This is a genomic window from Aestuariivivens sediminis, assembly GCF_022662105.1.
GTDB classification, from domain to species: domain Bacteria; phylum Bacteroidota; class Bacteroidia; order Flavobacteriales; family Flavobacteriaceae; genus Aestuariivivens; species Aestuariivivens sediminis.
Map to the genome: position 1 here is coordinate 207,252 of NZ_JAKMCP010000004.1, position 21,735 is coordinate 228,986.

24 protein-coding genes are annotated in these 21,735 nt (G+C 37.0%); 11 read left to right on the forward strand and 13 right to left on the reverse strand.

Annotation, left to right across the window (positions count from 1 at the left end; genetic code table 11):
* Positions 1-83: 83 nt before the first annotated feature.
* From hemF to hemA, 6 genes are all read right to left on the reverse strand, one after another.
* Positions 84-986, reverse strand: coding sequence for an oxygen-dependent coproporphyrinogen oxidase (gene hemF, locus MR054_RS12475; protein ID WP_242084484.1), 903 nt, complete (start codon positions 984-986; stop codon positions 84-86).
* Between the two features lie 2 nt (positions 987-988).
* Positions 989-1,531 carry a GNAT family N-acetyltransferase gene (locus MR054_RS12480; RefSeq protein WP_242158154.1) on the reverse strand — a complete coding sequence of 181 codons (543 nt, stop codon included), beginning with the start codon at positions 1,529-1,531 and terminating at the stop codon, positions 989-991.
* Positions 1,515-2,276, reverse strand: a complete 762-nt coding sequence (locus MR054_RS12485) for an EI24 domain-containing protein (protein ID WP_242158155.1) — start codon at positions 2,274-2,276, stop codon at positions 1,515-1,517. The genes MR054_RS12480 and MR054_RS12485 overlap by 17 nt, the downstream gene beginning before the upstream one ends.
* Complete coding sequence (hemE, locus tag MR054_RS12490) at positions 2,269-3,294, reverse strand: uroporphyrinogen decarboxylase (RefSeq protein ID WP_242083777.1); 1,026 nt, start codon at positions 3,292-3,294, stop codon at positions 2,269-2,271. The genes MR054_RS12485 and hemE overlap by 8 nt, the downstream gene beginning before the upstream one ends.
* A 90-nt stretch (positions 3,295-3,384) precedes the next feature.
* The gene (hemC, locus tag MR054_RS12495; protein WP_242158156.1) at positions 3,385-4,962 is read right to left on the reverse strand and encodes a hydroxymethylbilane synthase; all 1,578 of its coding nucleotides are present in this window, start codon (positions 4,960-4,962) and stop codon (positions 3,385-3,387) included.
* Positions 4,955-6,220: a glutamyl-tRNA reductase gene (gene hemA / locus MR054_RS12500; RefSeq protein ID WP_242083781.1), complete on the reverse strand. Its 1,266-nt coding sequence runs from the start codon at positions 6,218-6,220 to the stop codon at positions 4,955-4,957. Before hemA ends, hemC begins: the two co-directional genes overlap by 8 nt.
* Before the next feature lie 195 nt (positions 6,221-6,415).
* Here hemA and MR054_RS12505 point away from each other — a divergent pair, with 195 nt between their 5' ends.
* The 7 genes from MR054_RS12505 to MR054_RS12535 all read left to right on the forward strand — a co-directional run bounded on the left by MR054_RS12505 (position 6,416) and on the right by MR054_RS12535 (position 12,996).
* Entirely contained in the window at positions 6,416-7,312 is an 897-nt protein-coding gene (locus MR054_RS12505; protein ID WP_242158157.1) for a helix-turn-helix transcriptional regulator, read from the forward strand.
* A gap of 75 nt (positions 7,313-7,387) precedes the next feature.
* Entirely contained in the window at positions 7,388-7,576 is a 189-nt protein-coding gene (locus tag MR054_RS12510; RefSeq protein WP_242083786.1) for a hypothetical protein, read from the forward strand.
* Between the two features lie 33 nt (positions 7,577-7,609).
* Positions 7,610-8,647: a ferrochelatase gene (gene hemH, locus MR054_RS12515; RefSeq protein ID WP_242158158.1), complete on the forward strand. Its 1,038-nt coding sequence runs from the start codon at positions 7,610-7,612 to the stop codon at positions 8,645-8,647.
* On the forward strand, positions 8,644-10,014 hold the full coding sequence (locus tag MR054_RS12520; RefSeq protein ID WP_242083791.1) for an MATE family efflux transporter: 1,371 nt from the start codon (positions 8,644-8,646) through the stop codon (positions 10,012-10,014). Before hemH ends, MR054_RS12520 begins: the two co-directional genes overlap by 4 nt.
* Before the next feature lie 3 nt (positions 10,015-10,017).
* Positions 10,018-10,566 (forward strand): CopD family protein, encoded by a 549-nt coding sequence (locus tag MR054_RS12525; protein WP_242158159.1) that lies wholly within the window; start codon positions 10,018-10,020, stop codon positions 10,564-10,566.
* Between the two features lie 195 nt (positions 10,567-10,761).
* Positions 10,762-12,213, forward strand: coding sequence for a sensor histidine kinase (locus tag MR054_RS12530; RefSeq protein ID WP_242158160.1), 1,452 nt, complete (start codon positions 10,762-10,764; stop codon positions 12,211-12,213).
* 3 nt (positions 12,214-12,216) lie between these two features.
* Positions 12,217-12,996 carry an enoyl-CoA hydratase/isomerase family protein gene (locus tag MR054_RS12535; RefSeq protein WP_242158161.1) on the forward strand — a complete coding sequence of 260 codons (780 nt, stop codon included), beginning with the start codon at positions 12,217-12,219 and terminating at the stop codon, positions 12,994-12,996.
* Positions 12,997-13,045: 49 nt separating this feature from the next.
* Here the strand turns inward: MR054_RS12535 and MR054_RS12540 are convergent, their stop codons facing one another.
* A complete protein-coding gene (locus MR054_RS12540; protein ID WP_242158162.1) occupies positions 13,046-14,398 on the reverse strand; it encodes a sulfatase family protein in 1,353 nt (450 codons plus the stop codon).
* A 194-nt stretch (positions 14,399-14,592) separates the two neighbouring features.
* Between MR054_RS12540 and MR054_RS12545 the strand changes: the two genes are divergently transcribed.
* Positions 14,593-15,666: a PA0069 family radical SAM protein gene (locus tag MR054_RS12545; RefSeq protein WP_242158164.1), complete on the forward strand. Its 1,074-nt coding sequence runs from the start codon at positions 14,593-14,595 to the stop codon at positions 15,664-15,666.
* Positions 15,667-15,730: 64 nt separating this feature from the next.
* On the opposite strand, the gene MR054_RS12550 is transcribed toward MR054_RS12545, so the two are convergent.
* On the reverse strand, positions 15,731-16,327 hold the full coding sequence (locus MR054_RS12550; protein ID WP_242158166.1) for a hypothetical protein: 597 nt from the start codon (positions 16,325-16,327) through the stop codon (positions 15,731-15,733).
* A 561-nt stretch (positions 16,328-16,888) separates the two neighbouring features.
* Between MR054_RS12550 and MR054_RS12555 the strand changes: the two genes are divergently transcribed.
* Positions 16,889-17,761: an AraC family transcriptional regulator gene (locus tag MR054_RS12555; protein ID WP_242083806.1), complete on the forward strand. Its 873-nt coding sequence runs from the start codon at positions 16,889-16,891 to the stop codon at positions 17,759-17,761.
* Positions 17,762-17,779: 18 nt separating this feature from the next.
* Entirely contained in the window at positions 17,780-17,956 is a 177-nt protein-coding gene (locus MR054_RS12560) for a hypothetical protein (RefSeq protein WP_242083807.1), read from the forward strand.
* A gap of 5 nt (positions 17,957-17,961) precedes the next feature.
* Here the strand turns inward: MR054_RS12560 and MR054_RS12565 are convergent, their stop codons facing one another.
* The 4 genes from MR054_RS12565 to MR054_RS12580 all read right to left on the reverse strand — a co-directional run bounded on the left by MR054_RS12565 (position 17,962) and on the right by MR054_RS12580 (position 20,324).
* Positions 17,962-18,627 carry an HD domain-containing protein gene (locus tag MR054_RS12565; protein WP_242158168.1) on the reverse strand — a complete coding sequence of 222 codons (666 nt, stop codon included), beginning with the start codon at positions 18,625-18,627 and terminating at the stop codon, positions 17,962-17,964.
* Positions 18,620-19,366, reverse strand: coding sequence for a lysophospholipid acyltransferase family protein (locus MR054_RS12570; protein ID WP_242083812.1), 747 nt, complete (start codon positions 19,364-19,366; stop codon positions 18,620-18,622). The genes MR054_RS12565 and MR054_RS12570 overlap by 8 nt, the downstream gene beginning before the upstream one ends.
* A gap of 19 nt (positions 19,367-19,385) precedes the next feature.
* On the reverse strand, positions 19,386-19,787 hold the full coding sequence (locus tag MR054_RS12575) for a hypothetical protein (protein WP_242158170.1): 402 nt from the start codon (positions 19,785-19,787) through the stop codon (positions 19,386-19,388).
* 126 nt (positions 19,788-19,913) lie between these two features.
* Positions 19,914-20,324 carry a BrxA/BrxB family bacilliredoxin gene (locus MR054_RS12580; protein WP_242158172.1) on the reverse strand — a complete coding sequence of 137 codons (411 nt, stop codon included), beginning with the start codon at positions 20,322-20,324 and terminating at the stop codon, positions 19,914-19,916.
* A 170-nt stretch (positions 20,325-20,494) separates the two neighbouring features.
* Between MR054_RS12580 and MR054_RS12585 the strand changes: the two genes are divergently transcribed.
* Entirely contained in the window at positions 20,495-21,238 is a 744-nt protein-coding gene (locus tag MR054_RS12585; RefSeq protein ID WP_242083818.1) for a TerB family tellurite resistance protein, read from the forward strand.
* 142 nt (positions 21,239-21,380) lie between these two features.
* On the opposite strand, the gene MR054_RS12590 is transcribed toward MR054_RS12585, so the two are convergent.
* Complete coding sequence (locus MR054_RS12590; protein WP_242083821.1) at positions 21,381-21,620, reverse strand: hypothetical protein; 240 nt, start codon at positions 21,618-21,620, stop codon at positions 21,381-21,383.
* Positions 21,621-21,735 lie beyond the last annotated feature (115 nt).

Genomic DNA, 21,735 nt, shown 5'->3' on the forward strand with positions numbered 1-21,735 from the left:
GTTTTTATAGGGTCATTCAAAACGCAGCCGATAATCTTAAAGATCATCTTCTTATATGCTTCGCCTCGTTTAGAATGACAAAGTTACACCCAATCTATGGGATTTTTTAACACCTTTATTAATTTTTCTTCTTCACTTTCCGATTTGGGATGGTGATCATAAACCCATTGCACACGGGGAGGTAGGCTCATTAAAATACTTTCTATACGACCATTTGTTTTTAATCCAAACAAAGTGCCTTTATCATGGACTAAATTAAATTCCACATAGCGTCCACGACGAATTTCCTGCCAATCCTTGTTGGCCTTTGTATAGTGCAATTCTTTTCGTTTTTCAACAATCGGAATATAAGCCTCTAAGAAACTGTTACCCACGCTAGTAACATAGTTATACCAATCTTCCATAGACATGTCCTCCGTCGCTTTACAATAGTCGAAAAACAACCCTCCAATACCGCGCGCTTCATTCCGATGTGTGTTATAAAAGTACGCATCACAATGCGCTTTGAAGTCGGGGTAAAAATGGATATCATGCCTATCGCAAGCCACTTTACAAACGGAATGGAAATGTATGGCGTCTTCTTCGAACAGGTAGTATGGTGTAAGATCCTGGCCGCCACCAAACCAGCTATCGACGATATCTCCGGAGTCATTATACATCTCAAAATAGCGCCAGTTGGCATGCACTGTAGGGACCATCGGATTTTTGGGATGGATTACCAAACTAAGTCCACATGCAAAAAAATCGACATCCCCAACTTTAAAATAGGCTTGCATGGATTTGGGAAGCTTGCCATGCACGGCAGAAATGTTAACACCACCTTTTTCAAACACATGGCCGTTTTCGATAACTCGTGTGCGGCCCCCTCCACCCTCTGGTCGTTCCCAAAGATCTTCTCGAAACCTGGCAATACCGTCTATAGCTTCCAATTTTGATGTAATGGTGTTTTGTAGCTCTTGTATATATTGGTAAAACTTGTCTTTTATCATTATTCTAAAACCTTATACAATTCATATAATTCCATATCCAATGCAGATTCTCCAGGAGGGGTATGCTCATTTTTAAGTGTTTTAATCCAAGTGAAATTACATTTTTTAGCAATTTTTATACTGGCAAAATTAGTTTTGTGGACTATAATTTTAAGCGTCTTTAACCTGAGAGAATTAAAGGCATAATCACATAATGCGTTTACCACGGTTGTTGTAATGCCCCGGCCTTCAAATTTACGATCAATACAATAGGCTAATTCGCCATGTTTATCCGTCCAGTTAATCGCCTTTAAATAAATTAACCCAATTAATTGTGACGTCTTTAAAACCTTTATGGTATACAAAAATTCTTCTTTTAGTTGGAATGCCTTTCTTTTTTGCTCTACAAATAGTTTCGATAGATCCGGGGTTAAATTTTCCTTTAAGGTTATGGGGAAATACCGTTTTAAACGATCTTTGTTTGCCACTACAAAAGCGCAAAGATTATTCGCATCTAAATTTTGAATAGGACCTATATAACAGGAATCAAGTAGAAGTTTCATGGGATAAGTTTTTTAAATTTAAAGCTTCTACAGTGTTTTTTGAAGCTGCCGTAACCGAAAGCGGCAGTACCAGAATAACCCCTATAATGGGAATCAATAAAATGAATAAAAATACCATTCCATTGCCAATGGCTATCCCTTTATGATGTTGGACAAAACGGATGCTTTGTTTGTATTTAAAATGGCGTTCCAGGGTATAATCCATATTTCCAAAACCCGCATAATAAGCCTGTACCATAAATAACAAAATGGTTGAAAATATATTTATTATGGGAATAAATTTTAATACTAGTATGGGGAGGGTTAAAAGTAATTCCATAATAAGATTCCTGCCATTAATACGGATACCTCGAAAGAGTTGATGCATAAATGAAGTATCTCTACGGGCGCCTGATGGGGGGCCTGTAAAATGCGTTTCAATTTTTTCAGACACCGGGCTCATAAATGGGGCCGATAAGGCCATAATGATATGTTTGAAGAGAATGAGGCCTAAAATAATTATGATGAGTCCGCCAATAACTTTACTAATGGTCGTAAACGTATCTTTTCCCCATTCCCATATCCAAATTTTTGAAATGATATCCCCCACATTATCGGATAAGCCATAGGCCGCTCCAAAAATGGCAATAGCCGTTATTAGGCTAATGCCCATTGGGGCTACAAAATATTTCCAGAGCTTTAATTTTGAAATTAAATTAAAAGCGCCAAAATAGGCTTTTATTCCTCTGGATATACCTTTAAGCATTGTATTCTTTTACGGCATCAATAAAGGCCTTGGCATGGTCTAATGGAATGTTGGGCAAAATGCCATGTCCTAAATTCACTATGTATTTGTCCTTGCCAAATTCATTAATCATTCGATGCACCATTTTTTTAATTTCTGAAGGGGGAGATAGTAAACGTGCCGGATCGAAATTTCCCTGAAGGGTTATGTTGCCCCCTGTTAAATAACGCGCGTTTCTGGCAGAACAGGTCCAGTCTATACCCAAAGCCGAAGCATTGGATTGAGCCATGGTGTGAAGTGCAAACCAACAACCCTTTCCAAATGCAATTACAGGGGCATCATCTTTTAGGGCCTCAATAATTTGATTGATGTACTGCCATGAAAATTCCAGATAATCTTCCGGGCCCAACATACCGCCCCAGGAATCAAAAATTTGTACGGCATTGCAACCGGCTTTCACTTTTTCTTTTAAATAGGCTATAGTTGTATCTGTTATTTTTTGGAGGAGTTTATGAGCGGCTGCCGGATTGGTAAAGCAAAACGCTTTAGCTTGATCGAATGTTTTGCTTCCTTGACCTTGCACGCAATAGCATAATATGGTCCACGGAGAACCTGCAAAACCAATGAGTGGAATATCATTATTGAGCAATTCCTTTGTCGCCTTTATAGCTTTATAAACATAATCCAATTCTACGGTGACATCGGGCACAATAACATTTTTCACGTCGTCAGCACTTCGCACGGGATTAGGCAAATAAGGGCCAAAATTAGGTTTCATTTGTACCTCAATATTCATAGCTTGTGGAATAACAAGAATATCACTAAACAAAATTGCAGCATCCATCCCATAGCGGCGAATGGGTTGCACAGTAATTTCACTGGCCAATTCAGGAGTGCGGCAACGGGTGAAAAAATCGTACTTCTCTCGAATAGACATAAATTCAGGTAAATATCGACCCGCTTGACGCATCATCCATACCGGAGGTCTGTTAACTGTTTCTCCTTTTAGTGCTCTTAAAAATAAATCGTTTTTAATCATATTTAGTATCCCTTTCTATACAGGAAGTTGTTTTAGTATTGAAACTTAATAATTTTTATTGAATTCCGACTTTCGCCGAAATGACTCCTATTAGATGTAATGCTCGTTAACCAACTCAATTACACTTTCTATGGTAGGTACTTTGGCAACCCTCACGTCTCTAAAATGTTTTCGAGCTTCTTTTGCTGTAGTCTCTCCTATGCAAAAGGCAGTGATTTCTTTACTGTTAAAACGAACATAACTTTCTACAGTTGATGGGCTGTAAAACATGACACTTTCCACGGCATCATCCACTTTTACACCATCGTATTTGGTTTGATACGCCTCCACTTCTTTAACCCGTATATTATGATTTTCTAGTATATTTGGCAAATCATCCAGACGGATATCACTACAGAAATAAGTCACTTCGGTACCATCTATAAATTCAACCAAATATTCAGCCAGCTTTTTAGCATTCTTTTCGGCGTGCTTTACTTTCCCAATTTTGTTTTCAATCAGTCGTTTGGTCCTACGACCTACGCAATAAATGTTTTTGAATTGTAATTCTGCTGCAGAATAGTTTGTTATGAGAGCTTCTACGGCATTTTTACTCGTAATAATAACATTCTGAATGCGATGTTTTAAAATCTGAGGGGGAATACGATTTAAACTTATTTTTATAAAATCGCTACTTTCTATGGTCACCTTTTCATTCAACAAAAAACGTTGGTTTTCGGTTAATGATTTGGTTGAATACACGTTGGCTTTCTTATGGGATTGCTTAATGCTATCCATTAACCGTTTGCCTCCGCGTTCGATAATATAATTGGCGCAAAAGTCGCCAATATCATGATGCTTACCCAGTTTTTCAACTCTGGTAACTTCTATTTTTTTTGAGCCATCTTTACTTAACAGGACCCCTTTAAAGGAAACCTCGTCGTTTTTTATCTGTGCTAAAGCACCAATAGGAGCAGTACATCCACCTTCTAATTTATTTAAGAATTTACGTTCTATGGTCGTGCATATCTCAGTTTCTTCATGGTTTAGTTTGGCGCAGGCCTCCCTCACATAGTCATCTTCTTCTAAAGCCGTGATCATAATGGCACCCTGGGCTGGTGCAGGAACCATCCAGTTTAAATTGATGGATTGTTCCGGGCGGATACCAATCCTTCCAATTCCGGCAGCTGCAAATATGGCCCCATCCCATTGCGCATTATCCGCGAGTTTTTGTAATCTTGAATTGACATTGCCTCTCAGGTTTTCGATAGTATGAGTTGGATAACGGTTTAACCATTGTGCTTTGCGACGCAAGCTTCCTGTAGCGATAACAGCATGTTCGGAAGCCAAAAATTCTTCATTTGTTTTAAAGACTAAGGTGTCGTTAACGTTACCGCGTTTTAATACTGCAGCTTGGATGATATCCTTAGGTAACATAGTAGGAACATCCTTTAAGGAATGCACGGCAATATCAATGTCGTGGTTCAACATGGCAATATCTAAGGTACGCGTAAATATTCCTGTTATGCCTAATTCATAAAGGGGTTTGTCCAGTACAATATCTCCGGTGGATTTAACAGGTATGAGTAGGGTATTATACCCTAAACGATCAAGTTGCTGTTGTACAATTTTGGCCTGCCATAATGCTAATTCACTATCACGAGTACCAATTCTTATGGTTTTAGACATTGGTTTTTGAAAGTTCTTCCAACTGAAACACTTTTTTAATAAGCTCAAGACTTTCGTCTGTAGATACGTTATCATCTTTTAAATGATGCGCAAAGTGGTTGGTTATTTTTTGAATGATATTATTACTGATTAATTCGGCTTGGGCCTCATTAAAATCTATCAATTTTTTACGTTGGATTTCCAATTCTAAAGCAGCAAAATCACTTAACTTATGCTTTAGGGCTTTAATGGTAGGTGCAAATTTTCGAGTCTCCAACCAACTGTTAAACTCGTCTTTAACCTCTTCAATTATGGTTTCAGCTAACGGGATATGGGCACGACGTTTTTCCAGTGTTTCATCAGTAATTTGCGATAGATGATCAAGGTGAACCAAAGCAACCTCCTCTAAATCCTCGACATTTTCATTAACGTTCTTAGGAATCGATAAATCCAATATGAGTAGGGGTTTTTTAAGCTGTAGAAGGTGTTTATCAATGGTTGGTCGGTGTGCACCTGTGGCAACGATTAATATGTCCGACTTACTTATTTCTTCCTGTAAATTGGCATAATCCTTAACAAGCAAATTAAATTTTCCGGCAACTTGTTCAGCCTTATTTTTGGTCCGGTTAATGAGTGTTATATGTTCGTTTTTCGTATGTTTTACTAAATTTTCGCAGGTATTTCTGCCTATTTTTCCCGTGCCGAACAACAGTATATTTTTATTGGATATGTCGTCTACATTTTGAAAAATATACTGTACCGATGCAAAAGATACTGAAGTAGCTCCCGAAGAAATATCGGTTTCTGTCTTAATGCGTTTACTGGCTTGAATGACGGCATTAACCAGACGCTCGCTAAAATGATTTAGTAATCCATGTTTTTTTGATATTCTGGTAGAAGCTTTGAGCTGACTTATAATTTCGAAATCACCAAGAATCTGGCTATCCAGTCCAGAGCCAACGCGAAACATATGAGAAATGGCATCTTTGTTTTTATGAATATACGCTACTTTTTGAAACTCTTCAACTGTACCTTCGGTGTTATCACATAACAGTTGTATAAGTTGATAAGGGTGTTGGGCAAATCCGTATATTTCTGTACGATTACATGTCGATGTGACTATTAGGCTTTCAATCCCATTTTCTTTAGCCTGGTTCAGAAGTTTGTATTTCGATTCCTCATCCAAACTAAAATGACCCCTTATATGTGCATCGGCTTTCTTGTAGCTTAATCCAATGGCATAAAAGTAGTTACTCCTTGAAATATTGTACTTTTGCATGCTAATAATACCTGATAATCCATAACAAATGTAGAAGTATAGCCTTAAAAAAAATAACGCTGGAAGAACTTTTAGTGTCGCTCATAGTTTTTTAAACTTTTTTTTATTAAAAACATGATAAATGTCATATTTTTGCCTTTAAAATAGCAGTTTTCAGGTATTTTAATTTAGAACAAATCTAAATAAATTTTAAAAATGAATGAAATCGGGGAAAATAAAAATGTCGCTGAAGGTACTTTTGAGGAGACTAAAATTGATAATGACTTTTTAGTTTTAACCTTTAAGAATGAAGAAAATGTCGTTCAAAGTCTTGTAAAAGAAATACATAGTGATTTTATTCAGTTTCATTTCTGTGTAAAGGGTAATGCAAAGTTTATTTTTAATCAGGGACGTTATGCGCTGGATATTCAAGAAGAGAATTCCCTTTTGCTTTACAACCCACAACGTGAATTACCCCTTAATCTGCAATTGACTCCGAATACATGGATTGTTTCCATTTTAATTTCTATTAAAACCTTTCACGGATTATTTTCGCAAGAAGCCGATTATATTTCGTTTTTGAATGAGGACAACAAAGATAAAAAGTATTATAAGGACGGTATTATTTCTCCGTCCATGGCCATTGTATTAAATCAATTGATTAATTTCAATCTTAATTTGTCCATTAAGAGTTTGTATTTTAAGGGAAAAGCATATGAGCTTTTGAGTTTATATTTTAATCGGAGTGAAGATGCTAATATAGAGCAATGTCCATTTCTGGTTGATGAAACGAACGTCATTAAAATCAGGAAGGCAAAGGATATCATTGTTGCCCGTATGGCAGAACCACCAACGCTTCAAGAGTTGTCTGATGAAATCGGACTGAATTTAAAAAAGCTGAAAGCAGGGTTTAAACAAATTTATGGCGATTCTGTGTTTAGCTTTCTGTTTGACTATAAAATGGAGGTTGCTCGAAAGTTATTGGAATCTGGCGAGAACAATGTGAATGAAGTGGGACATAAAATAGGTTATAGCACGGCCAGCCATTTTATAGCCGCTTTTAAAAAGAAGTACGGCACCACACCGAAAAAATATATTATGTCCTTGACATAACGTGTTCCATTCCTGAGGGATTGAAATCCTCAGGGGGAACCCCCATAAAAATGTTCAATTTATTTATATTTAACGATGAAATTTTTAACCCCAGAAATTGAGGCTTTATCCAAAGAACAGCCTGGAAAATCGCTCTTGCGACCAACGGTATCCTGTGGAATTTTTCAAGATTGTGATTACAATGAAGAAAGACCAAAACTTTACCATCAAGAAGAGATTGAAAGAATTCAAAAATCATTAATCAAGTCATATCCAAAAATTTAATTATGAATAATTGATGTTGAAAAGGAATAGGAAATGAAAAAAGGAGTTTTATTAGTAAACCTGGGTTCCCCGGATAGTCCGAACCCTAAGGACGTCAAAAAATATTTAGGTGAGTTTTTAATGGACGAAAGGGTTATTGACATCCCTTATACCGCTAGGGCATTACTGGTAAGGGGCATTATATTAAAAACCAGACCTAAAGCTTCTGCGGCGGCCTATAAAAAAATTTGGTGGGAGCAAGGCTCTCCACTCATCGTTATTTCGGAGCGGTTGCAAAATAAAATACAGAAGCAGGTTGAAATACCTGTGGCATTAGCTATGCGTTATGGCAGTATGACCATGGAGAAAGGCTTACGTGAATTGGTTAATGCCGGGGTGGAAGAAGTCTTACTCTTCCCACTGTACCCCCAATTTGCTATGGCAACAACCGAAACCATATTGGTTTTAGCAGAAAAAATTAAACAAACTCATTTTCCACAATTAAAAATGGAATCGGTTCCGGCATTTTACAACAAATCCGATTATATCCATGTCCTTTCAAATTCCATCAAGACCCATTTGGAAAATAAACCATACGAACACCTATTATTCTCATACCACGGGGTACCGGAGCGCCATATTAGAAAAAGTGACGTAACAAAATCGCATTGTAAAATTGACAATAGGTGCTGCGTGCAACCCAGTGAGGCGCATAAATTTTGTTATAGACATCAGTGTTTGGAAGTCACCCGTTTGGTTGCCCAACAATTGCAATTAAAAGAAGGCACCTTTTCGACCTCATTTCAATCCCGATTGGGATTCGACCCATGGTTACAGCCTTATACAGACAGGACCATTGAGCGATTAGGGAAACAAGGCATAAAAAACATGGCTATTGTAACCCCGGCTTTTGTTAGCGATTGTCTGGAAACCCTTGAAGAAATTGCGATGGAAGGACAAGAAATATTTCATGAAATGGGAGGCAAAATCTTTACCACTATTCCGTGCCTGAATGATGATCAGGAGTTTGTAAATTTATTGTCGAATTGGATTAACACTTGGGTTTCCACTGAAACGACAGTTGCAGAATGACGAAGATTTCATCTCAAGATTTAGGGACATTACCCATTAATAAACTTCTTGTAAAGCAAGCCATCCCGGCATCAATTGGTATTTTGGTCATGTCCTTAAATATATTGGTAGACACTATATTTGTTGGTAATTGGATTGGATCGGTTGCTATAGCGGCCATTAATGTTGTGCTCCCTGTATCGTTTTTTATCGCGGCACTGGGAATGTCAATTGGAGTTGGCGGATCGTCCATTATCTCTCGGGCATTGGGAGCAAACCAAAAAGACAAAGCCTTAAAGACTTTTGGGAACCAATTAACATTAACCCTGGGATTGACCATAACCATGGTTGTATTTGGTTTGGCTTATGTTGATGATATCATCCCATCATTTGGGGGCAAGGGGGCTATTTTCGAACCGGCAAAAACTTACTATATCATTGTACTTTATGGGGTGCCTTTTTTGGCACTTTGCATGATGGGAAATACCGTAATACGGGCTGAAGGAAAACCAAAATTCGCCATGTATGCCATGATGATTCCATCCTTGGGGAATTTGTTATTAGATTATGTGTTCATCAATCTTTTTGATTGGGGGATGGAAGGTGCCGCATGGGCGACAACCGGATCCTATTTATTGTGTTTTGGTTTCATAGTGTGGTTCTTTATGTCGAAAAATTCAGAACTGACATTGAATAAATGTCATTTTGGACTTAATAAACCGATAGTTAAGGAGATAGGTTCTTTGGGCTTTGTAACGCTTTCAAGACAAGCTGTTGTAAGTATTACCTATCTTTTTATGAATAATATCCTGTACGAACTAGGCGGTGAATCCTCGGTAACTGCATATGCTATTGTGGGGAGGATGCTTATGTTTGCCCTATTTCCGGTCTATGGTATTACACAAGGATTTTTACCCATTGCAGGCTATAATTATGGAGCTCAACAATACACTCGGGTGAAAGAAACTATTTTTACGGCCATTAAATATGCTGCTGGTTTGGCGACAATCGTATTTATTTTACTGATGTTATTTCCCGAATCCATTACCCGACTCTTCACCAAAGATAGCGTCGTTATTTTAGAAACCCCACCGGCTATGCGATGGGTATTTGCGGCAACGCCCATAATTGCCATTCAATTAATAGGGGCTGCATATTTTCAAGCTATTGGAAAGGCGAAACAAGCCTTACTGCTGACGCTGACCAGACAAGGGTTTTTCTTTATACCGCTAATTTTTATTTTACCATTGTTTTATGGGGAACTTGGGGTATGGATTTCTTTCCCAACGGCCGATATATTGGCCACAATAGTCACAGGATATTTTTTAAATAGAGAAATTTTTAAGAACTTGAAGCCGGAAACTAACCGTCATGGATTTACTGATTAAGCCTTGGAATATTATCAATACATAAAGTCATTTCACCTCATTTTCGTAATTACTTGGTTTGCAGGATTATTTTATATTCCACGACTTTTTGTCTATCAAATAGAGGCCTTTTATAAACCAACCACCGAAAAGGAAATTTTAGGGAAACAATTAAAACTTATGGCAAATCGCTTATGGTACATTATAACCTGGCCATCGGCGATATTAGCTACCTTTTTTGCTATATGGTTATTGATATTGCAACCTTATTGGGTAGAACAAACCTGGATGCAGGTTAAACTGGCATTTGTAGTATTACTTATTATATATCATTTAAAAACACATCAGTATTTTAAACAGTTGCAAAAGGACATTATTTCTAAATCATCCAATTTTATGCGTGTATGGAATGAAGGGGCCACATTTATTTTATTTGCAGTGGTATTTTTGGCCATTCTTAAAAATGCCCTTAATTGGATTTATGGTATTGTAGGGATTCTTGTTTTGGGCATTCTAATAATGTTGGGTTTCAAAATGTACAAATCGATCAGGGAGAAACATACCTCTGGGTAACTCGAATGTAAAATTGGATATCAGAGAAAAGCAGCGTTTTGAATAAAGCGTGAAATTAAAATTTACCCAAAAGGATTTGGTGTGATTATTGTTATCTGTAACCCATTGAACTGAACCTGTTAATGCTTTATAAGTACTGAATGAAACGGCTTTTAAAAGCGGCATCTGGCTGTTTTAAAACATAACTATGAACAGATGAAGCTAAAAAATCTATCCTTACGAACCCGAATTTTTATTGCCATGATATTGCTCGTATTATTTGCGTCGATAATCATCGCCTTCATATCCATTTTTCAATATAACGAAGAAACCAGGGACTATCATGAGCAACGGTTGGAGCGAAAGGAAAAGGCGATTCAGCGTCATTTAATGAATGTCATAAAAGAAACGTCCTATCCTGTTTCGACAGAAAAAATTCCCTTAATTTTTAGGGATGAGTTGAATAAAATTGTAGATATTCATTCCTTGCAAATTAACCTTTATGATTTGGAGGGCTCCCTTTTAAAATCTTCCAGGGCGGTATTGGCACAAGACACCTTACACCAATGTCTCAGTGCCGAAATTTTAAATGGCATATCCAATACAGCGTCTCACAGGTATGTAGATAAACACGAAGAGAATGGGGAAACATATCAATCCTCCTATACGTATTTAACGGATAATAAATTTAAACCGATTGCCATTTTAAATTTACCTTATTTGGAGAAGGATGATTTTTTAGCTCGAGAACTTGATGAATTTTTGGTCCGATTGGGATATGCCTATTTGTTAGTTCTTATTATTGCCATTGGTATAGCCCTGTGGTTATCCAAATACATTACCAAATCATTGCAGGCCATTAGTGATAAAATCAATGAAACGCGATTGGAAAAAAGAAACGAAAAAATCATTATTGACGATATGAGTGAAGAGATCTTTACCTTGGTAAGCTCATACAACAGCATGATAGATGAATTGCAAGAAAGCGCAGTTAAATTGGCAACCAGTGAGCGGGAACAGGCCTGGAGAGAAATGGCAAAGCAGGTTGCCCATGAGATCAAGAATCCATTAACCCCCATGCGTTTAACGGTTCAAAACTTTCAACGTAAGTTCGATCCAAAAGATCCAAATATCATTTCGAAAGTGGATGAATACAGTAAAACACTCATTCAACAAATTGATACGATGAGCTCCATAGCTTCTGCGTTTTCAACTTTTGCTAAAATGCCTGCGCAACAAAATGAAAATTTAAATGTGGTTGAAATTGTGAAACTGGCATTAGACATTTTTAATGAAGAATTTATCATTTTTACCACTGAAAAAGAAGACATTATTGCTAAATTTGATAGAACTCAACTTATTCGAGTAGTGACTAATCTGGTTAAGAATGCGATTCAGGCCATTTCAAAAATTGAATCCCCTCAAATTATCGTCCATGTAAGTGAGTTACAAGATAACGTGGTTGTGACGGTAGCCGACAATGGCATAGGGGTATCGGAAGAGAATAAAAACAAAGTGTTCGAACCTAAATTCACGACTAAGTCCAGTGGTATGGGATTAGGATTGGCCATGGTTAAGAACATTGTAGAAACTTACGGGGGCAACATTTCTTTCGAATCCAAAAAGGAAAATGGCACCGTATTTAAAGTTGTATTTCCAAAAGCATAGGGTATGAGTTATAACAATATTATTTTAGAGCATAGTAATGGTATTGCAACCATTACTATAAATCGGCCAAATAAGTTAAATGCATTAAATATAGAGACTATTAAGGAGCTTCATGATGCTTTTGATAAGGCTAACCGGAATAAAGCCATTAAAGTAATTTTGGTGACCGGTAGTGGCAATAAAGCTTTTGTAGCAGGGGCCGACATTAGTGAATTTGCGCATTTTGATGCTGAAAAGGGTACTCAATTGTCAGCAAATGGACAAAAGTTATTGTTCGATTTTGTTGAAAATTTGGCTACACCTGTAATAGCAGCTGTCAATGGATTTGCCCTTGGCGGTGGACTAGAACTTGCGATGTGCTGTCATTTCAGAGTGGCTTGTGATACTGCTAAGATGGGTCTGCCTGAAGTGTCCTTAGGCGTTATACCGGGCTATGGTGGCACACAGCGGTTGCCGCAATTGATAGGTAAGGGCCGCGCCATGGAACTTATAATGACTGCAGGGATGATTGATGCCGGTCAGGCACTAAATTTCGGCTTGGTTAATCATGTGACCTCTCAGGAAGAGTTACTGTCTTTTTGCCATAAACTAGCCAATAAGATTGCTCAAAATTCTACGGTGGCCATTGCTGCTGCCATTAAGGCGGTTAATGCAAATTATAAAGATGGAATTGATGGCTTTAAAGTGGAAATCAATGCCTTTGGAAATGCGTTTAGCACAAAAGACTTTAAGGAAGGTACTACGGCCTTTTTAGAAAAACGCAGAGCCGTATTTCCCGGTTAGTGTTTTTTATGTTAAGTGCCTTTTTAGAAAGGGTTCTATGTGTTTCACCCTATTTGGGAATACCATAAATCGAAGACTCTGTTCCAGAGGCAAAAACATTCATTTTTACTTTAAGTTGGGCTACTTTTTCCGGAAATTCTGTAGCCCTGTTATATAATTCGCTAGGATCTTCATAAAGGTTAAAAAGTTGAATACCATCCTTTTCTGTTATTCGCAGTTTCCACTCATATTCTCGAATGGCTTCAATGGTTTTCCCATTGCAATACATAAATGAATGACGGGGTGAATGGTGATGTTCTTTCAACAGGCCTACCAGGTTTTTCCCATCTATAGGGTAATGGTTAGGTAATTTGCCTCCTGCAAGAGCTGCGAATGTCGGATATAAGTCCAGCCCCGATATAATATCACTGTTAATTTGGTTTTCTTGGATGGTGTTGGGCCAATACATAATGGCCGGTACTCTCGATCCTCCTTCGTAAGTAGTCATTTTTGCACCTCTAAATGGTCCGGCAGATCCTGTATGCCAACGCTCAACGCCATCGGCAAGCATGCGTTCCGGAAGGTTGTGCCAGGGGCCATTGTCACTTGTAAATACAACAAGAGTTTGCTCCTCTAAACCCTCTTGTTTTAAGGTTTTAAGTAGCTCACCTATGGTCCAGTCTATGGTTTCTATAACATCACCATAAAGACCTCCTTTGGATGTATTTAAAAATTCCTTTGGTGCACTTACCGGTAGGTGAGGCATCGCATGAGCCAGATAAAGAAAAAAGGGTTGATCTTTATGTTCCTTTATAAAGGATATGGCTTTACTGGAGTAATCTAACATCAATCTGTCCTGTTGCTTTCCTATTTCCTTAATAGGGTTGTCATTTTCATATAAAAAGAGCCTGTCGTTTTCGGTAAGCCAGGGGCACCAGGGCAATATCATATCATTACTGTATGGTAAGCCATAAAAATAATCAAACCCTCGAGAGGTCGGCAAGTATTTTGGTAAATGCCCCAAGTGCCATTTTCCAATTATTCCTGTGGCATAACCGGATTCTTTTAAAACATCGGCAATAGTAACTTCACTTAAAGGCAAACCCGTTGTTGATTCTGGCCCGAAGTTATTTGGTGCATTTCTAACAGGATATCGTCCCGTAAGTAATCCGGCTCTGGATGGTGTACAAACCGAACTGGGGGCATAAAATGAGGTGAATTTTATGCCTTCTCTGGCCATTTTATTGAGGTTGGGAGTTTTAATAATGGGGTTTCCATAGCATTCCAGATCACCGTATCCCATGTCGTCCATATAAACCAATATGATGTTTGGAGGTTGAACGGGATCATCTTTTTTAACAGTGTCGTTACAGGATAATAACGAAACCAATGTTACAAGAAACAAGAGCGCTATTTTTTTCATAATATTTTCAATGTCAAATTTTGAATAGAAGGATTTTTAATCAAACGCTCACTAAGTTCGACATTTTTTACTTAATGAAGAACACCTTTAAAATTCATTTGTTAATAACCCGATGCTATTTTAACAATTTTCAATATAATTAATACCTAATTTTAGAAAGCCAGTCATACGTTTCAACAAACATTTTACATCAAATGACCCGAAAGACCCTGATAAAAGGACAGGGGGCGCAGCTTAATGTCCCTAACCGTTTCTCTGAATTAAAGCATGAAATTCGCAATGATTTTCTGGAATTCTGCAATAGTGAAGGTGAAATTCCGGATAAAAATAAAACACAATTCTTAGCTGTTTTTCCTAAAACAATTGTCAATAAAGTGAATAGTCCCGATTTAGGACTTAGTTACAGTATGAATCCTTATCAGGGTTGTGAACACGGGTGTATTTATTGCTACGCAAGAAACAGTCATGAATATTGGGGGTATGGTGCCGGACTGGATTTTGAACGGCGAATCTTGGTTAAAAAAGAAGCTGCAAAACTATTGGAAACACGGTTGCAAAAGGGAAGTTGGAAGACGCATCCCATTGTCCTGTCGGGTAATACGGATTGTTATCAACCCGCTGAGCGACAGTTTCAAATTACCAAAAAATGCTTAGAAGTATTTTTAAAATATAAACACCCTGTCGCCATAATTACAAAGAACCCTTTAATTTTGAGGGATTTAGAAATCATTAAAGCATTAAGTAAAGACCATTTGGTTCATGTTAGCATCTCCATAACCTCACTATCAGAAAAGACCAGACGTATTTTAGAACCCAGAACGGCAAGTATTAAAAAGCGCCTGGAAACGGTTAAATCACTCAGTGCCCATGGCATTCCTGTCATTGTGATGTTAGCCCCCTTAATACCCTCAATTAATAGTCATGAAATTTTAGCTATGGCAAAACATGCATCAGAAAATGGAGCTCTGTCTATGGCCCATACTATGGTGAGATTAAATGGTGTGATTGGTGAGATTTTTACCGATTGGATTAAAAAAGCTATGCCCGAACGCTCGGACAAAGTATTAAATCAAATTAAAAGCTGTCATGGAGGAGCTCTTAACGATAGTCGATTTGGAAAGCGCATGCACGGGGAAGGTAAATTAGCGGAACACATGAATACACTCGTAACACTTGCCAAACACAAGTATTTTAAGGACAAGACCATGCCTAAATTAAATTGCGAATTGCATAAACACTATAAGCATGGTCAATTAAACCTCTTTTAATAAAAAAGGCGGGTTGTGAAAACCCGCCGAAATACATAATTAAAATAAGACAGGGACAACTTAGCTAAATAGTTATGTATTTTGTAAACTCCTTATTGTTTGAATGGCATACAATTTTATAATTACCTTCTTTAAGTTTGTAAACCCTTCCAATATTTTGAACCCCTTTTATGGTTTCAGTATGCAAGAGGTCAGAACCGCTATGATCAATGCGAAATACAGTAATCTTTAAGGGTTCGGATCTAATGGCCAGTTTGGTTATATAAACCAAATCGCCCTTTTCCCTTAAAAAAGGTTTGAAAATTGTGGTTTCTTCTTCTTTGCTGAAGCTTACTTCGTTTAACTTTACTGTAAACGGAATGACTTTAATGGCGACATCCTTGTCCAATTCAAAATAATAGTTCCCATCCGGCAATTCCGTTAAATCGAAATGTTTAGAATATTTCCCGCTTTCTTCTATGGATTCTTTATACAGTATAATACCATTTTCACTTTTAATAGAAAGTAGGTTGCCTTCTTTAACATTATTAATAGTTAATGCTGTGGCTCTCAGATTGTTTTTGTTAGTGTTTAAAGAATTCTCATTAGCGTAACCTATAGTGACAGCAAACACTGCAGCCATAAGGATTACTTTTTTGGTGTGTGTTAATACATTTTTCATGATTTGGATTTTTTAACGTTCTACACCACAAATTTATGATAGGATTATGCCTTGTAAAACATTGATTTTGGTCAATTTATGTTCTAAATTAACCGTTATCTCTGTATTAATAAAATGTTAAGTTAAAATAGCACATATCCTAATCAATTCAACATACAAAAGTCAAAAGGAGTATTGAGTTATGGACCGGCGAATTTTCGGTTCCAGCTTCGTTTGTAAACAAAAAAAGTGGGCCACCACAGCCCACTTTCAAACTAAACTAAACTAAATAAGACATTAAACTAATTATTAATGAATGTGTTTTAAGATCTATTCACTTTGGAATAAATATTATATCCATTTTTGAATCATTTTTAATGATTTGGGATCAATTAATGATTACAGTACAAAGATATGACGAAATACAGGTCTCAAAAACATCTAATTTTACTAATTTATATGCTATTTTATCTGTTAAATAAACGTTAATTAAATGTAAAGTTAAAATAACATATATTTGAGGTAATTGTATATATAATTAATGCGGATTTAATTGTAATTTTGTTATAAAATGAATCTGTTATGATTACTAAAAAACCTACTTTAGAAAAACTTAGCCCAAGTTTTGGAAGTTCGTTGCTTATAAGGCAGCACTTGGAAAAGGTTGATAAAATTAATGCCTTTTGGCATTTTCATCCGGAGTTGGAGCTGGTTTATATTAATAAAGGTCAGGGAAAAACACATATCGGGAATCACTTATCGTATTTCAACAATAGCCAACTCATTTTAATTGGAGCGAATTTACCTCATAATGGATTTGCTGATAGGCTTACCGCCAATGGTTCGGAAACCACGGTACAATTTAAGCAGGATTTTCTTGGAGAAGATTTTATAAAGATTCCAGAAATGGCCAATGTGGTGGCTTTATTTGATCGTGCTAAAAAGGGGATACGTTTTAAAATTGAAACGAAAGAGGTAATTGGCCCTAAAATTAATGACCTTATCAAGTATGACGGTCTTGAGCGTGTTTTAAAATTTTTAGAAATATTACATTATTTGGCCAATACCGAAGATTATTCCTTGTTAAATGCCGATGGCATTGCTCTTGAAACGAACCCGCAGGATAGTGTTAAGATCAACACCATATATAAATATGTCAACGCCAATTTTCAAAGACACATTACGCTCGATGAAATTGCCGATAAAGTAAGCATGACTGTTCCTGCATTTTGCAGGTATTTTAAAAAAACGACAGGTAAAACATTTACTCAATTGGTCAATGAATATCGTGTGGTTCATGCTACCAAGCTTTTGAATGAAAGTCAGATGAGTGTTGCCGACGTTTGTTTTGAATGCGGCTTTAATAATTTTTCACATTTCAACAAGCAGTTTAATGATATTACAGGGAAAAGCGCGTCTCAGTATAGAAAGGAAATAAAACAGATCATTCAATAACATATGCCATTTACCATTATGAAGAAGACTAAGATCGACAAAACAATAGAATATTATACCATTAAAGTTAATGGTCTTGTGAATTTTGTAAATTCAAAAAACGATCTTACGGTAGAGGAGATAATAAAACACGGCGAACAATTAGCGGTATTAGACTACAAATTGACGGCATTGGAAGTGGCTAAGGAAAATTAAAAGTATTACATCAAACCGTTCCACTCGTCATAAAACTTTTTTAGATACGTTTCCATAAATGCATGCCTGCCTTCTGCCAGATGTTTTCCTGAAGGCGTATTCATTTGATCCTTTAGCAAAAGAAGTTTTTCGTAAAAATGATTTATCGTTGGGGCTGTTGAGGTTTTATATTCAGATGTACTCATATTGAGGTTCGGAGGAATTTCAGGATGGTAGAGAGGTCTGTTTTTAAATCCTCCATAATTGAATGCGCGCGCAATACCTATGGCGCCTATGGCGTCAAGCCTATCTGCATCCTGAACCACCTCGAGTTCTTTAGAGACAAATAGGTTCTCGTTATCCAACGATTTATTGAATGACAGGTTTTCAATAATCTTCACTACATGCTCAATAATTGAGGAATCCACATTATGCTTAAAAAGAAAATCACGTGCAATTTTTGGACCTACGGTGTCATCTCCATCATAAAATTTACTATCCGCAATATCATGAAGTAAAGCGGCCAATTGTACCACAAATAGGTTAACTTTTTCGGTTTTGGAAATAAGTAAGGCATTATTATATACCCGCATGGTATGGTACCAATCGTGACCGCCTTCAGCATCAGTTAAACTCTTTTTTACAAAATCCTTTGTTCTCTTAATAATGTCCTGATCCGCTTTATTAATCATCCTCTATATAAACATCCTTTTTGATTGTGGTTTCAACATGAGCTATTAAGTCCAAAACATGGTCAAATTCTGAAACTGCAATTGGTTTGTGCACCTTAAATTTTATATGTGTACCCAACCCCATGGGGAAGGTTCCATAACGTAGCATTTTCCATGAATTGTTAATTGAGATAGGGACTACCAGGGCCGAAGGAACATATTTAAATAAGATTTCAAGACCTTTGGTCTGGAATGGTTTTGGGGCACCATTTTTACTGCGTGTCCCCTCCGGAAAGATAACCGCGGCACGATTTGTGGTCTCAATATATTTTGCAAAATCCCTAATGGCCGGTAAGGACTGACGTGGATTTTTCCGATCGATTAAAACGGAACCACCATGACGTAAATTATAGGATACGCTGGGGATGCCTTTACCCAATTCCATTTTGCTAATAAATTTTGTATGATGTTTTCTCATATACCACATAATTGGTGATATATCATACATACTTTGATGGTTGGCCACGATAATCAGTGGTTGCTCTGTGGATATGGTATGTGGGTTATTAAAACTAAATCTTGTCCCTAAAACATTAGCACATCGCAATGCACAAAACTGCAAGGCATCAACACTTATTTTATGCGCCTGATAGCCAAAAACATTAAAACAAAACCATTGTATGGGATGAAAAATAACTAATGTTAATCCAAATAACAGATAGTAAATACAGGTTAAGGGATATGATAAGAGTTTTAGCATGCCCTAAAAATAATTAAACTTACTGTGAGTACACAGCCACACATCTGTTATTTTCACAAATAACATCCCTCGGGGGTTGGGTTAAAGCACAGTCTGAAGCCACGCCCCATTTGGCATTAAACAGGTTTTCTTTCTCATTGAAGGCGGCCACTAAATTTTCAATTTGATCTGTATCTATGGATGTTGAGTATACCAGATAGGACCATGGACCACCACAAGGTTTACTCCCAAAAGCAATAAATTTACAGGTTGTATCATTGTTGCATACAGCACTTTCAGCAAGATTTTGGATTTGTGTTTTTAGTTCATTCAACTCGGCTAATTCGGTATTATAGGTTTGATCCTCGTTGTCATTACATCGAAAAGCGGCCAACCCCAGACCTGTTAAAAGAAAAAGTATCCTTATTAATGACGATTTCATTATGTATTTTTTAACATGATGGATATAACGGATAAAGGTTGCGTAAAGAACATAAAAAAACCACGCTGGTTCCCAGACTGCGTCTAAAAATAGCGTGGTAAATGATTAAATGAATAGTCTTTGTTTTTAACAGTACTCGTTATAAGCATCCATTAAATTATCAGCTATAAGTTCGGCTGGGCGACCTTCAATATGATGCCGCTCTAACATGTGAACCAATTCACCATCTTTAAACAAAGCCATACTTGGTGAGCTAGGTGGAAAAGGAATCATGTATTCTCTTGCTTTTTCTACAGCTTCCCGGTCTACACCTGCGAATACCGTTACTATGTGATCCGGGCGTTTAATATTCTGTAGACTTAATCTGGCTCCCGGACGCGCATTGGCTGCGGCACAACCACAGACCGAATTAACCACTACTAATGTTGTACCTTCCTTTGCTAAGGCATCATCAACTTGATCGGCGGTTTGTAATTCTTCGAATCCAACTCTTGTTAAATCTTCACGCATTGGTTTTACTAATTCTTCTGGGTACATATTTTTAAATTTTAATAATTAACATTTTAAAACTGCAAAGATATCAATTGTGTAACAAATAAGTAGGGTTATCCACTAACAAATATGATATCGTTTAAATTATTGAAATTACTTCTTTTAAGAGAATTAATTTATATGTAGGTTTGACGTTTAACAATTGAAATAATTACATGAGTTTTTCAAAATGGATTGGAGCGGCATTGGGATGGTCTTTTGGTGGGCCAATTGGAGCGATAATTGGGCTCGCTTTAGGGAGTATGGCAGATGCTATTTCGGGAGACACTTATGTTGGGCAGCCATCACAAAGAGATTACAAACAACATCCTATTACAAAACCTGGCGATTTTGAAGTGAGCTTGCTCATTTTAGCATCTATAGTTATCAAATCGGACGGAAAGCAAGACCAACGCGAATTGGATTTTGTGAGGCAACAATTTGTTAGTATGTATGGAAAAGAACGTGCCAATCATGCCTTCAGGTTGTTCAAGGAAATAAGCAAACAAAATCGGATTTCTACCCGTGAGGTATGTTTGCAAATACGCCAAATGATGCAGCACCCTTCGCGTTTGCAACTGATTCACTTTTTATTCGGCATTGCAAAGGCCGATGGGGTCGTAACCGACGATGAGGAACACCAAATTCATATTATTTCCGGGTATCTGGGCATTAGTATGCCTGATTATGAAAGTATTAAAGCGATGTTTTATAATAGCAGTGACAATGCGTATAAGATTTTGGAATTAGATAAGAATGCCGGGATCGATGATATTAAAAAAGCGTATCGCAAAATGGCTAAAAAATACCATCCGGATAAGGTCATTCACTTAGGTGAAGAACATCGAAATGGGGCAGAGGAAAAATTTAGAAAGGTACAAGCTGCTTACGAACAGTTGCAGAAGGAACGCGGGTTTTAATAGCCTCAATCCGACTTTTAACTTCGATTATGTGAGTATAGATTTAAATTTATCGGGTATACATATCTTTAAGAGTAAAACCCATAAAAAAATCCAACTTTGCAAAGCGCCAGTTGGATTTTTTTATTTATGCGGTATTTAATTATCTACTTTTATAAATCCTAGTTTCTTCACCTTTATCAAAAATCATAATGATTTCATTTTTGGTATTTAAATATACAGATTTTAACTCCCATCCATCTGCCTTAGAAGTTTCTACTAAGCATTTACGGACATCTGGATTGAACAAGTTTAAGTTGGTGTTAAGGGTCATGTCGTCTGCTTTCACATTAAAAGAAAGTAAAAGAAGAACTGCTGCTACTAAAGTTTGTAATTTTTTCATAACGATTTGGGTTTTTATAAATGATTACACTACAAGATTATAGCATATAGGTTCAACTTTTAAAAAAAGTAGTTGAATTTCACGATTATGCCGTTCAATCAACGAATGTTCTATA